The sequence below is a fragment of the Mycobacterium sp. E1715 genome (genome assembly GCF_001667625.1).
Classification (GTDB): Bacteria; Actinomycetota; Actinomycetes; order Mycobacteriales; family Mycobacteriaceae; genus Mycobacterium.
The window spans coordinates 15815-28279 of the sequence record NZ_LZJJ01000135.1; the positions used below are offsets into that span (position 1 = coordinate 15815).

12 protein-coding genes are annotated in these 12465 nt (G+C 63.4%); 8 read left to right on the top strand and 4 right to left on the bottom strand.

What is annotated here, in order from left to right; all coding sequences use genetic code 11:
* The first annotated feature begins 19 nt into the window (after positions 1-19).
* The 5 genes from A9X03_RS07395 to A9X03_RS07415 all read left to right on the top strand — a co-directional run bounded on the left by A9X03_RS07395 (position 20) and on the right by A9X03_RS07415 (position 4538).
* Complete coding sequence (locus A9X03_RS07395; protein WP_067752633.1) at positions 20-1003, top strand: acyl-CoA dehydrogenase family protein; 984 nt, start codon at positions 20-22, stop codon at positions 1001-1003.
* A gap of 70 nt (positions 1004-1073) precedes the next feature.
* Positions 1074-1559: a nuclear transport factor 2 family protein gene (locus A9X03_RS07400; protein ID WP_067752616.1), complete on the top strand. Its 486-nt coding sequence runs from the start codon at positions 1074-1076 to the stop codon at positions 1557-1559.
* A complete protein-coding gene (locus A9X03_RS07405) occupies positions 1556-2428 on the top strand; it encodes an SDR family oxidoreductase (RefSeq protein WP_067752619.1) in 873 nt (290 codons plus the stop codon). The genes A9X03_RS07400 and A9X03_RS07405 overlap by 4 nt, the downstream gene beginning before the upstream one ends.
* Position 2429: 1 nt before the next feature.
* On the top strand, positions 2430-3374 hold the full coding sequence (locus A9X03_RS07410; protein WP_067752621.1) for an alpha/beta hydrolase: 945 nt from the start codon (positions 2430-2432) through the stop codon (positions 3372-3374).
* 87 nt (positions 3375-3461) lie between these two features.
* Positions 3462-4538 (top strand): hypothetical protein, encoded by a 1077-nt coding sequence (locus A9X03_RS07415; RefSeq protein ID WP_067752623.1) that lies wholly within the window; start codon positions 3462-3464, stop codon positions 4536-4538.
* A gap of 190 nt (positions 4539-4728) precedes the next feature.
* Here the strand turns inward: A9X03_RS07415 and A9X03_RS07420 are convergent, their stop codons facing one another.
* Positions 4729-5328, bottom strand: coding sequence for a TetR family transcriptional regulator (locus A9X03_RS07420; protein WP_231969376.1), 600 nt, complete (start codon positions 5326-5328; stop codon positions 4729-4731).
* 309 nt (positions 5329-5637) lie between these two features.
* Between A9X03_RS07420 and A9X03_RS07425 the strand changes: the two genes are divergently transcribed.
* Complete coding sequence (locus A9X03_RS07425) at positions 5638-6546, top strand: hypothetical protein (protein WP_067752625.1); 909 nt, start codon at positions 5638-5640, stop codon at positions 6544-6546.
* A 351-nt stretch (positions 6547-6897) separates the two neighbouring features.
* On the opposite strand, the gene A9X03_RS07430 is transcribed toward A9X03_RS07425, so the two are convergent.
* Positions 6898-8040: a Rieske 2Fe-2S domain-containing protein gene (locus tag A9X03_RS07430; RefSeq protein ID WP_067277067.1), complete on the bottom strand. Its 1143-nt coding sequence runs from the start codon at positions 8038-8040 to the stop codon at positions 6898-6900.
* 103 nt (positions 8041-8143) lie between these two features.
* On the opposite strand from A9X03_RS07430, the gene A9X03_RS07435 reads away from it, so the two are divergent.
* The gene (locus A9X03_RS07435; protein ID WP_197504964.1) at positions 8144-9847 is read left to right on the top strand and encodes a 3-ketosteroid-delta-1-dehydrogenase; all 1704 of its coding nucleotides are present in this window, start codon (positions 8144-8146) and stop codon (positions 9845-9847) included.
* On the opposite strand, the gene A9X03_RS07440 is transcribed toward A9X03_RS07435, so the two are convergent.
* Positions 9844-10518, bottom strand: coding sequence for a PadR family transcriptional regulator (locus A9X03_RS07440; protein WP_067752631.1), 675 nt, complete (start codon positions 10516-10518; stop codon positions 9844-9846). The two genes, A9X03_RS07435 and A9X03_RS07440, sit on opposite strands and share 4 nt — an antisense overlap.
* Positions 10519-10820: 302 nt before the next feature.
* Between A9X03_RS07440 and A9X03_RS28305 the strand changes: the two genes are divergently transcribed.
* Positions 10821-11396 carry a PaaI family thioesterase gene (locus A9X03_RS28305; RefSeq protein WP_082950352.1) on the top strand — a complete coding sequence of 192 codons (576 nt, stop codon included), beginning with the start codon at positions 10821-10823 and terminating at the stop codon, positions 11394-11396.
* Between the two features lie 267 nt (positions 11397-11663).
* On the opposite strand, the gene A9X03_RS07445 is transcribed toward A9X03_RS28305, so the two are convergent.
* On the bottom strand, positions 11664-12465 hold an 802-nt coding region (locus tag A9X03_RS07445), incomplete at its 5' end, for an amidohydrolase family protein (RefSeq protein WP_231975364.1).

The following is a 12465-nucleotide window of genomic DNA, read 5'->3' on the forward strand; positions in this document are numbered from 1 at the left end:
GGACCCGGCCCTGATCGACATGATGCGCGCGGTGTTCGGCGCGTACCGAACAATGCAATCACCCGCCGCTGTCGATCGTGACGCGCAGCTATGGCACCAGCTTGACGAGCTCGGGCTGGTGCGCCTGACCGGCCCCGAGCACTCCGGTGGCAGCGGCGCCGGCTGGCATGAGGCGGCCCAGCTGCTGACCGTCGCCGTTCAGCACGGCGCGCGAATCCCTCTGGCTGAGCATGATTTATTGGCATGCTGGCTGCTGGAGGCCAGCGGATCGCCATGCGACGACGCGGTGCGGACCGTGTGCCTGCTCGATGCCCAGGGCGCCGCGAGGGGCGTGCCCTGGGCGTCTCGCGCCCAACAGATCGTGGTCATCTGGCAGCGGGGCGGCGAGTATCACGCCGCCGACGTCAATGCCGAGTCGTTGGATATCACGCCCGGCGCCAATGCGATTGGCGAGCCACGGGATATCGTCGTCGCCGACCCCGCCGGCTTGTGCGGTGTTCCCCTCGAGGCGAGTGTGGTCGACCAGCTGCGGCTGAAATCGGCCTTGGTGCGCGGGGTGCAAGTGTGTGCGGCGCTGGACCGGATTCTGGAGCTTTCGATCGAGCACGCGAGCTCACGCGTCCAGTTCGGTCGACCCCTTTCGCGATTTCAGGCCGTGCAGAACATGATCGCCGACATCGCCGCGCAGGCGGCTCTGGCGCGATCGGCCACCGAGGCGGCGCTGACGGCGGCGGTCACTAGCGCGTGGTCGGCTTCCAACCTCGCCTTCCTTGTCTCGGTGGCACGTTCGTGTGTGGGCCAGGCCGCCTCCGTGGTGGTGCGTAACGCTCACCAGGTTCATGGCGCGATCGGCACCACACGGGAGCACCGGCTACACGAGTTCACCCGGCCTGCCCTGGTGTGGCGGGGGGAGTTCGGATCCGTGCAATATTGGGACGAACAGGTCACGTCGGCCGCGCTTGGGGCGGGAGCCGCCGGGCTATGGAGCCTGATCGGCGGCTGAGCCATGGACGGTGTTCCACTCAACGGGCGCCGGGGTGTTAGCGGGGCCACAGCCGGGATTGACTGTGGGCATGAGCAACGACATCACGCTGTCGGAACTGCAGGAGTTCATCGCCGCCTTCTGGTACCACTACGACGAAGCCAACTATGACGAGCTGGCCGCCAGCTACGCCCACGATGTGCACTACCTGACCCGAAGCGACAGTGGCGCAAGTCCTTTCGAGGAGCTGATGTCGCCCCAACTCGACAGTCGTGACGCGGTCATCGAGTGGCTGTCCGAGCATCGCAAACAAAGCCCCTACCCGCTGCGTCACCACGCCACCAACGTGCACCGCACCGGCACCGATAGCGGCGTAACCCGCGCCCGCTTTTACATCTTCGTCAATCAGATCGCCAACTTCGTGCCGTTCGCGGTGTCCAGCGGGGTGGTCAACGTCGGCGTGCGCCGAGGCCCCAATGGGCTGGAGTTCACCGATATGGACGTCGTACTGGATGCCACCAACTCCGTGCTGCTATCCGAACTGCACAGCGACACCGCCACCGCGTCGCAACCATGACCGTTCAAGAGCTCTTCTCTGGCGGCGTCGCCGTCATCACCGGTGCCGGCTCGGGCTTTGGTGCCGGCATGGCCCGATACGCCGGCAAATTGGGCATGACCGTGGTGCTCACCGATGTCGATGCGTACAGCATCGCCGCCCTGCGCCAGGAGCTCACCGCCGCGGGAAGCACCGCGGTCGATATGGTCTGCGACGTAAGGGATCCCGTCGCCATGCAAGAACTCGCCGACAAGACCTATCGCGATGTCGGGCCGGTGCGGTTGCTGGTGAACAATGCCGGAATTGAACAGTTCGGCTACCTGTGGGACACCCCGGTGGTCAACTGGCAGCGGATCGTCGACATCAACATCAGCGGGGTCTTCTACGGCATCCGCGCGTTTCTGCCGCGAATGATGGCGAGCCCTGAGCAGGCGTGGGTGTGGAATGTGTCGTCTGTTGGTGGGGTCGTCGCGATGCCATTGCAAACGCCCTACATTGTGAGCAAGCATGCGGTGCTGGCGATGACCGAGTGTCTCGACCTAGAAGTACAGTCCAGCGGGCACGACCACCACATTCATGTCCAGGCGGTGCTGCCCGGCCCGGTGCTGTCCAACATTTTCGAATCAGCCGGCGGCGTCGACGGCAATGAGGCAACCGACGTCGCGGCTGCCGAGGCACACCGTACGGCCATGCTCGACCTGAAGGCCGACGCGATGGACCCGCTGACAGCTGCCGCGGTGGTGTTCGAGCAAGCCGCAAAGGGCGGTTTCTATCTGCTCACCCATCCAGACTACGTTCGGTCGGCGATGCAAGAGCGTGCCAATATCCTTGCGTCCCAACAGGCGCCGGTATTGCGCACCGAGCGCCGGTTCGACCCCGCGCGGCATTAACGTGCCGACTCCCCCGCTGGATCCCGACGCCGCCGCCCGAGTCGCGTCGTTCGGTACGATCCCGCCGATGCGCCAACGCGGCCTAGCCGCGGTGCGAGCCGCGATCGAATCCGCGCCGCTGCCCGAGGCAATGCCACAGATGGACAGCGTCACCGACGTCACCATCCCGGGGCCAGCCGGGCCGATACCCGCGCGGATCTACCGTCCCACCAAGGATTCCCACACACCCGTGCTGGTGTATTTCCACGGCGGCGGCCTGGTCATGGGATCCAACCACTCGTTCGAACCGCTGGCCCGCGCGCTCGCCTCGGCGTCGATGTCCACCGTTGTCGCCGTCGACTACCGCCTGGCCCCGGAAGCGGCACCCCCGGCGCAGTTCGACGACGCCTACGCCGCCACTGAATGGGTATCACGCCGAGCCGCGGAGCTACGCGTCGACGCCAACCGGCTCGCAGTGGTCGGCGACAGCGCCGGAGGTTCGTTGGCGGCCGCGGTTGCACTGGCCGCACGTGACCGCCGCGGTCCGGCGATCTGCGCGCAGGTGCTGCTGTACCCGGGCCTGGATCGCGACATGACGGCCCCGTCGGTCGCTTCGACGGCCGACGCGCCGCTCCTCACCCGCGACGACATCGACTACATGCACGCACTTGCCGACGGAGATGCCGGGCCGCCCGAGGACCCGTACCTGGTTCCCGCCTACGCCTCCGACCTTTCTGGGCTGCCGTCCGCGATCGTGGTCACCGGTAGCTGCGATCCAATCCGGGACTGGGGTGAGCGATACGCGGCCCGGCTGCGGGACGCCGAAGTTCAGACCACCCTCACCCGCTATCCGGGTACCTACCACGGCTTTCTGATGTACCCCGACGCGACCGCCCGCGGCCGGCTCGCCATCGCCGAAATCGGCGCGGCATTGGACGCCAAGTTCGCCAATCCGCTCCCATTTTGACGTCCCGATCACCGGACACGCGTCGACCGTACGACGACGGTGCCGGAGACAATCCCACCAATCCAAACATGCAGAAGGAGACCGCTGATGCTTACGGATGAGCGCCGGATGGAGCTTTCCAACGTTTTGCGGCCCGCCGCCCCGCCGCGCGAAATCGACAACGTCTACACCACCGACCAACGCGAGCGGCTGCTCAATGTCGTACACGCGCACGGCCCTTGGAAGCTGATCATCGCCCAACACTTCGCGTCGGCCGACGAATTGATGGCCACCATGAGCGGTGCCTTCCCCGAGGGATTCACTCCGTCGCTGGACCTCTTTCTGACGCCGACGTTCCGTGGCTACCTGGCCAACTACGGGGCCATCCTCTTCCCTGAGCTGCACGACTGCTTCTACAACGCCACGTTCCTCGAGCACGCCAAGAGCTACTGGAACGCCGAGTACGCCAAGCCTGAGATGATGCTGTTCAACATCAACGGCCCCTGCGCCAACCGCGATCCCGGCCATCTGGACTCGCCGAGCTTTCGCGGTGTACGCCACGAGAACGCCCCCACCTGGCTGTGCAGCGTGATGGGCAAGTCCGGTCTGTTCACCGACTACCTCATCAAAATGGCTCAGGTCATCACCTGGTTCTCCCTCGACGAGGGGTCCGGTTTTACCTATTGGCCCGACGGCCCACTCAAGCCCCCCTCCCGGGTCTTGCCGCCGATCAATAACCGCGGAGTGGTCGTTCAGAACGAGATGATGGTGCACCGCGGAGAAGCCAACGGGCCGCTGGAACAACAGATTCCGCCGGGGCTGGCCTTCGACACCGTCTTCGCCGGCGACCCGGCCGACCCCGACCACTGGCTTCTGAAGAACGGCGACGACGTCATCGCCCGCCACCACACCGACGAGTTGCGTTTCCTGGTCCACTGGTCCGCCGAAGTGTTCTCCGACTTCGAGGAACTCAAAAAGAACATGGACGGCTCCGACGACATCACGATCGAACGGGCCATCGGCATCATGATCGACGACCTCAAGGGCAAGGGCATCAAGCTCGACACTCCCAGCGATCCCCTGCACGACCCTGGATTCATTGCCGCGCTTAATGCTGCCTACGACCTCGGCGGACCCACTACCTATCCAGAAGAAGCGCCACTGAGTGCGTTCCAATTGGCTTAAGCACAGAAAGCGCAGCATCAAGGATCATTTCGGCGAATCCGGGGCATCCCGACTTGGCCGGCTTCGGGACGTGCGGTGACGTTTAGCCCGCCACCGCCCGATGAAGGCGCTCTCGTGGTGGGGCAACGAAATGCCTAAGAGAGCTACACGACGTTGGATCTATCGTGATCGACCGACCGTGAGCTGCGGCTCAGACACCCGGACACGCTAGCGTTCCTACGATCATCTGCATGGCGGATCGCAACGCGGATTGCAGGGCGGCGAAATCGCCGTGCTGGACCCAGTGGACGTAGGCGTGCCGACACGCTTGAACCACCAGCTGGGCAGGCAGCTCTCGGGTGAATGGGTCATCGCCTAGATCGAACCGGGCGGCAAGGAACTCGGTGATGGAAGCGATAAGGTCTTGTCCCCAGTCCAGCCACCGCAATCGGTATTGGGGATCGCTGATCATCATCGCCATGAACCTGCGATCGATCTCCATCCGGCCCCGCCGGGGAACTTCGGTGCTAAATGCCGCAACGAGGACCTCGACGGTGTCGCTGTCCGGTGCTGCGTCACGCAGGGTCTCGATGCTCAGCCTGCCGAATTCACGGAATAGCGGCATAACGACGTCTTCTTTGACCGGGAAGTACCGGTGAAACGTACGCGGCGCAATGCCCACCGCTTCGCAGATCCGCTCGACGGTCGCCGAGGTAGACCCGTCGGCGAGAAAAGTGTCGCGGGCAGCTAGCGCGATGTGCATCCGAAGATCCTCGGCGCGGCGCTCCGCGTGCGTCGCCGGACTGCTCACCAGCCTTGCCTCACTTCCTCGCCACACGAACTGCACGTCAATCCTAACCGCGGCAATCCCTTGACTGATGTGCTCGGACTCGCGACGGCATCCCGCTGAGCGGGATCGCGATGGTGACCCGCACCCCTGCGGACTAACATCGTGTTGTCAGATTCTGCCATTCATGTCGCAATCTGACACGCCAGCGCAGTGACGTGCCGCCCAACAGTGGCCCTTTGACAGGTATGCGATGGCCCGCCCCCAGGCGGGCTGAACCACCCAGCCAACGAGGTCACGACACCAGCCGAGCCCAATTGAGGAGAAACCCCGATGACCACTGAGACCGAAGAACTCAACTATGACGACTACACCCATGACTTCATGGGGAAGGTCGGCAACGTCCAAGACTTTTCCCGCGATTTCCTCATGGGCCTAGCGCGAGTGTTCGAAGACGTCTTGAACTTCATGCCCTACGCCCACGTCAAGATCTATTCGGAGAAGGTCGGCATTAGCGCGGCCATGGATGTCGCCGCGGAGCTGTCGCGGGCGGGGATGCGCCAAGTGATGCCGATGGGGCGCTACATCGCCCCTCCGGGTTGGGACTGGAAAAACGCTCAATACCAAGCGATTCCCTTTGATGTTCAGACTGAGGACCTGACCAAGCCGGCCCTGATACGTCTGATCAAAACCTATTGGGACCAGTACCTCAAAGGACACAACTATTTCATCGACCAGTGGACCAAGATCCTCCCTGAGGAGGAGGTCTGGCTCGGGCTTCCCGACATGTATCAACTCATCATCGATTACCAATACCCCAAGCTGGCCAGAGTGTTCAAGATCGAGCCAGTGCACGTAGTGGACTTTCTCAAGTTGGCCTGCCTGAGCATCGATGGCACGCTCGGGTACGGCGGCGAGTACATCGTGTACAACCCCGATCACGTGGTGCTCAACATGCGTCGGTGCGAAGTGCTGCAGAAGTACACCGACGAAGGCCTCTACCCACCGGCACGGGCCTGGATGAACTGCACTTTTGAGCAGCGAATCTCAGCCCCGTTCTTTCCTGGGTGCAAACTCGACATCAACTTGCCGCCAAAGGATTTCAAGTTTGCCCAAGGAGAACCATTCTGCGTGTGGACGTACACGCGCGGTGAAGCAAACCATCAAGCGGCCGCGGCCGCCCCTGATCCCAGAGCCAGCGCGATGAAGAAGATCCCCATCATGCCGGTGTCATCCACCTAGGAAGCGGCGTGGCCGCGGATCCTCGGCCAAGAGCTGCGGGGCCCGGCCGTCATGCCGACGTCCCGGCGCTTCCATCGACGATCGTAAGCGTGCCGGCACGCACGGCATCCGTGATCGACTCGGTAAGAGCCGAACATGACAGGAACAGATCACAACGTCCATATGGCGCTAGCTGTGCAGCAGCGGAACGCTCCTCACAGCGGGCCAGGGCCGAGGCTGTCCACTGCACGCTCGTCTGGCTCCAGCTGCTTTTACGAACCTGCACTCGCGCTCGACAGCGCCGACATACCACGGGCAACATGGGCATGTCGGCGAGGCGCTCGTCCTCTCTCACAGGCGAAGCCACCGTCATCACACCGAGTCTTTGGCGGTAGCCTGCGCAGCGATATTGGACTCGACCACCTTCATCCACGCCTCGTACGGACGGGTGGTGTCGAGCTCAAACTCGAAGCGGTCCACCATATCCGGTTGGACATCGGCGACATCGACGTAGAACTGTTCGTACCATCGACGTAGTTGGTAAACCGGGCCGTCTTCTTCGACCAAGAGCGGATTATCGATGCGCGCCTTGTGCCGCCAGATCTGCACATCTTGTTCGAAACCGAGTTTGACGAAGTCGCCCAGGGCGACCGCAGTCTGCACCGCGACATCATCGGGTAGCGCCTCGGATTTCTTGACGATGATGCCGTACTGCAGCACAAAGGAATTCGCGTCAACTGGGTAATGACAATTGATCAAGACGGTGTGGTGGTCACCATCCGCGTAGTGATAAGTCAGGTCGTCGACCATGAAAGACGGGCCGTAGTAGGAAGCCACCGATGTCGTGCCGAGCAACTGCGGACCTTCTGTGCCACCCAGGTCCGGTCGGCCCGCACTGTTCATGTACTGGGTAGCCACGTGCCCTTCGAAGATGTTCTTGAAATGAGTGGGCAGGGAGCCGTGGATGTAGAAGAAGTGGGCCATGTCCACGACGTTGTCGATGATTTCACGGCAGTTGGTGTTCACGACGGTCGTGTACCAGTGCCAATCGGTCCACTCGTCGCTGGTGGCGCCTTCGATGCGTGGGATCGCGACCTCAGGTGGGGGCGGTTTGCGCTCGGGATCGTTCCACACAAACAACATGCCGTCCTGCTGCAGGGTGGTCCACGCTTGCGTGCGGGCCAGCTTGGGTGTGCGCTTGCTGTAGGGCACCAGCTTGCAGCGTCCGTCACCACCCCAGCGCCAGTCATGGAACGGGCACGCCACCTCGTTGCCCTTGACCTCACCTTGCGACAGGTCACCGCCCATGTGGCGGCAGTAGCCGTCGAGGACATTGACCTGTCCATCACCGCCGCGAAACACCACCAGCTTCTGGCCGAAGGCATTGATCGCGTGCGGTTTGCCGTCACTGAAGTCTTTGATGAGACCTAGGCAATGCCAGCCGCGGGCGAATCGCGTTGGGGCAGCATCGGCCTCGATCAGCCGAACTTCGCCGGCTTCGGACTGCGAATTCATGGGCGCCATTCAACCCCGACTGACCGGCAGGTGTAGGGCACGTGTTCCACTGATCAGGACGCCTCTTCCCGCCAAGCGGCCCGGCCGCTTACCGTTACCAGGCGTGACAACGCACAGCGCGACGATTCCTGCTGGACTTCCCGTGTCCGACACGACGGTGGACCTACTCGTGGTCGGTTCGGGAACCGGCATGGCCGCAGCACTCGCCGCCCACGACCGAGGGCTCTCCGTGCTGATTGTCGAGAAGTCCTCGTACGTGGGTGGTTCGACGGCACGTTCCGGTGGGGCGCTGTGGCTGCCCGCGGGCCCGGTGTTGCAGCGGGCCGGTGCCAACGACACCGCCGAGCGCGCCGCCACCTATCTTGACTCCGTGGTTGCGGGCTCAGCGCCGCCTCCGCGTTCCGCGGGGTTTTTGACACATCTCTCCGCGACCGTCGAGCTGCTCGAGCGAACGACTCCGATGCGGCTCTTTTGGGCCCGGGAATACTCCGACTACCACCCCGAAGAGCCCGGTGGCAGCGCAGCCGGGCGTACCTGCGAGTGCCGGCCTCTAGACACTGCCGTCCTGGGCGAATATCGCAGCCGGCTACGGCCAGGAGTCATGGAGGCCGGCTTCACCATCCCTACGACGGGCGCCGACTACCGTTGGCTCAATCTGGTGGCGCGGGTGCCGCGCAAGGGGATTCCGACCCTGGCGAAACGATTGGCCCAAGGTCTCGGTGGCCGGCTGCTGGGCCGGCACTATGCCGCGGGCGGCCAAGCCCTGGCCGCCGCCCTGTTCGCCGGTGTGTTGCGCGCTCAGATCCCGATCTGGACCGACACCAGCTTGGTGCGCCTGGTCGGCAGCGGTGACCGCGTCAGCGGTGCGGTTGTCGGCCATGGCGGCCGTGAAGTGACCATCACGGCCCGGCAAGGGGTGGTGCTGGCCACCGGCGGCTTTGACCACTGCATGGAGATGCGCTGGAAATTTCAGTCCGAGTCACTGGACCCCAACGTCAGCCTGGGCGCCGACTCAAATACCGGCGAGGGGATCCGCGTCGCCCAAGAACTCAGCGCAGACATCGATCTGATGGACCAGGCTTGGTGGTTTCCCGCGATCGCGCCGCTGCCGGGCAAGGCGCCCGCTGTCATGCTCGCGGAGCGATCACTTCCGGGCTGCCTCATCGTCAACCAAAATGGGCATCGCTTCGCCAACGAGTCGGCCGACTACATGTCGTTCGGTCAGCGATTGCTCGAACTCGAGCAGTCCGGGCAACCGGTAGAAGCAATGTGGATCATCTTCGATCAGCAATACCGCAACAGCTATGTCTTTGGCGCCGAACTGTTTCCGCGCATGCCCATTCCACAGACCTGGTATGACGCGGGTATCGCGGTGCGCGCCGACAGCCTGCGCGAACTCGGCGCTCGGATCGGCACTCCCCCGTCAGAGTTCAACCAGACGATGACGCGTTTCAACGAAAGCGCTGCTCTTGGCGAGGATCCCGACTTCGGTCGCGGCCGCAGCGCCTATGACCGCTACTACGGTGACCCGACGATAACGCCGAATCCCAATCTGCGACCGTTGACCAAGGGCCCGTTCTACGCTGTGAAGATGGTGCTCAGCGACCTGGGTACCTGCGGTGGACTCAAGGCCGACGAGCGGGCACGGGTGCTGCGCGAAGACGGCACTGTCATCACCGGGTTGTACGCCATCGGTAACACCGCCGCCAACGCGTTCGGAGCCACATATCCCGGCGCGGGCGCAACGATCGCCCAAGGGTTGGTATACGGCTACATCGCCGCCAGAGACGCCGCCGGCGGCGGTTAGTCGTCTCGGCGCTTGGCTTGGACCTGCTTTTCCACCTCACGCCAGTACCCGGGCGTGGGGCGTAATTTGCCCGATCCGCCTTTCGCCTTCTGCATGGAGCCGTCGGCCTCGTCGATTTCCTTCATCAGTTCCAGCGCAAACTCGCGCTCGGCGGCGTAGTACTTGGCCGCCCAGCGCAGCGCGAGCACTGAGTAGGCCCAAGCGGGCTCGTCCTCGGCGCCTTCGGCGTCCTCGACAGCTTTGCGATGCCTGGCTTCGGCGTAGGCCACGTGGTCCTGCAACATTTCCTTGAGCCGAGCGGGGGTCGTCAGATGACCGAACGTCACGCGCATCAGCACGCTGTGTTTGAGCACCGGCGGATCCACTGGGGCATTGTTGGTCCAGTCGGTGACGGCGTCCAACCCGGCCGCGGTGATCTTGTAGAGCCGGCGGCTGCGGGTGCCCTCGTCACGTTCGATGCGTGATGTCACCAGCCCCAAGCTTTGGAGCTTCTTCAGCTCGGTATAGATCTGGCTGTTCGACGGGCTCCAGTAGTAGAGGTCAACGCTCCAGTCGATCCATTTTTTCAGGTCGTAGCCGGAAACTTCCTCTTCATAAGAGAGCATGCCCAGCAACGCCCAACTGGTGGCGGCAAGTGCCGACTTCACCGGCTTATCGCTGGGCTCGGCCATTTTGCCAGATTAACAGCACAGCCGAGATGTCCCTGTGCTATGCCCGCTGGACGGGACGCCACCTTCCGGACCGCGACCGCTCACTTCACGCTGGTAGGCGATGACCACCGAAGTCGCCAAGCGTCGACTCCATGTGCAGCGTCCCCCGGTTCTGCAGCGTGCGGCCCGCACCACGCCCGCTGCAACGCCAACAGTCGGCGTGCCACGCCTGAGGGACGCCGCGCCCCGGCTCGCGGTTCGCTGTCAGCGAGGGCGAGGACCTTGCCAGCGACACCGCCGACACCGGGGATTTGGGTATACCGATGACTGACCCCTCGTCTACATACGAGCTACTGGCCATTTCCGTTCGCAAACTCATCGACGCAACAATCCGAACGGAGTTGGAGCCCAACGCTATTGCCTCCACAACGGCCGAGATAGACGCAATCACAGGCCGACTGAGCGCCGAGCAGATACCTGGATCGTTCGGCGAGCGCACCCGCGCCGACGGGCAAAACGCGGCTTCAGGTAATGCGGTGATCGGAGTCCGCAACCCGTTGGCTCCCCCACTCGTGATTCACGAGGGAAACGGATTGGTTTGGTCGGAACTCGTCCTCGGTGCAGCCTATGAAGGACCGGCGGGTTACGCGCACGGCGGTGTCTGCGCGATGGTGTTGGACCATGTACTGGGCGCTACCGCCCACAAGCCAGGGCGGCCGGCCTACACCGGGACGCTGACCCTGCGCTACCACCGAGGAACCTCGCTACGAAAGCCTCTTCGCGCCGAGGCCTGGGTCGACCGCGTCGAAGGGGTCAAGACCTTCGCCGCTGGACAGCTCAGCGACAGCGATGGCGTAACCGTTTCAGCAGAAGGGGTTTTCATTCATCCGCGGGAGTAAGCAAAACATCGCCGATAGAGCACGCCTACGACCCATCCCAGACATCGCGTGTTGGAAAGTGCCGAGCCGGGCTGCCCCCATCATCATCTCTGACCGCGGATCTGACGAAACAAACCACCGCATAAGGCCTGAAAAGTTGCGCTTGAGTCAAGCACTGGGGTGCGTCTGAACAGCGCGCTGCGGAAGACCGCTCTCTTCAGTGGCCGGGGGCCTAACCCCGGGCAACTTTATGAACCGGCTTTTGGAGACTCTCGTATCAGGGCGCGATTACCGGCGTTGGGGAGCGAGGCGCTTCAACGCGAGTCCCCCCTCGAAGGGGCGGTAGCCGAACGCGGCCGGGGCACGGTACCCGGTGTCCTCAAGGGGGGTATGCACTTCAGCCACGGTCGGCCCGATCTCGGCTGCAATCGGCGCCAGTGCATCGAGGTCGAATCGGTACAGCCGGGCCGCGTTCTCCGCCAAAATTTTTCGGCACTCGCTTTCCGATCTGTTCTGTAGCGCCCACCGGATGGCCAGCCTGGATTGAGGAGTGAAGCCCTCCTCGTGCGGATAGTCGCTTCCCCATAGAATGTGGTCTGCACCCATGAAATCAATCATCACTGATTCAAAGGGCGCCAATTCGCTGGCCAGGTAGCAGTTCCGCTGGGCGTACTGACTCGGCGTGAGGGTAAGCCCATCGACCGAGGAACCACCGAACATGCCGTACGTGCGGTTGCCGGCTTCGGACTTCATCGTCGGGACCATCGCATCGAGCGTCATCAGTTGCTGCTGTACCCACAGTGTGCCCTGCTCTGTAGGGGCGAACCGTAGCGTGGGGTAACGCTCGAAAACCCCGGCCAGGATGAGATGGCCCAGGCTGCGCTGGGCCCACAGCGCCATTTCCGTGATGAGCCGATTTGGCAGTTGTGCAGCCAACTGGATCTGACGATCGTGCAGCACGGCGGTCCGGGAAGTCCGGCAATGCCCATGGATCAGCCGGCATCCAACGCCGTGCTCATCACGGAAATGGCGCTGTGGGCCCAGCGCAGCCTGGGCCATCTCATCCTGGCCGGGGTTTTCGAGCGTGGCG

Bases quoted from the DNA above. Each gene is read 5' to 3' on its own strand.
- A9X03_RS07395 (WP_067752633.1), top strand. From the start codon at position 20: ATGATGCGCGCGGTGTTCGGCGCGTACCGAACAATGCAATCACCCGCC.
- A9X03_RS07400 (WP_067752616.1), top strand. From the start codon at position 1,074: ATGAGCAACGACATCACGCTGTCGGAACTGCAGGAGTTCATCGCCGCC.
- A9X03_RS07405 (WP_067752619.1), top strand. From the start codon at position 1,556: ATGACCGTTCAAGAGCTCTTCTCTGGCGGCGTCGCCGTCATCACCGGT.
- A9X03_RS07415 (WP_067752623.1), top strand. From the start codon at position 3,462: ATGCTTACGGATGAGCGCCGGATGGAGCTTTCCAACGTTTTGCGGCCC.
- A9X03_RS07425 (WP_067752625.1), top strand. From the start codon at position 5,638: ATGACCACTGAGACCGAAGAACTCAACTATGACGACTACACCCATGAC.
- A9X03_RS07430 (WP_067277067.1), bottom strand. From the start codon at position 8,040: ATGAATTCGCAGTCCGAAGCCGGCGAAGTTCGGCTGATCGAGGCCGAT.
- A9X03_RS07440 (WP_067752631.1), bottom strand. From the start codon at position 10,518: ATGGCCGAGCCCAGCGATAAGCCGGTGAAGTCGGCACTTGCCGCCACC.
- A9X03_RS28305 (WP_082950352.1), top strand. From the start codon at position 10,821: ATGACTGACCCCTCGTCTACATACGAGCTACTGGCCATTTCCGTTCGC.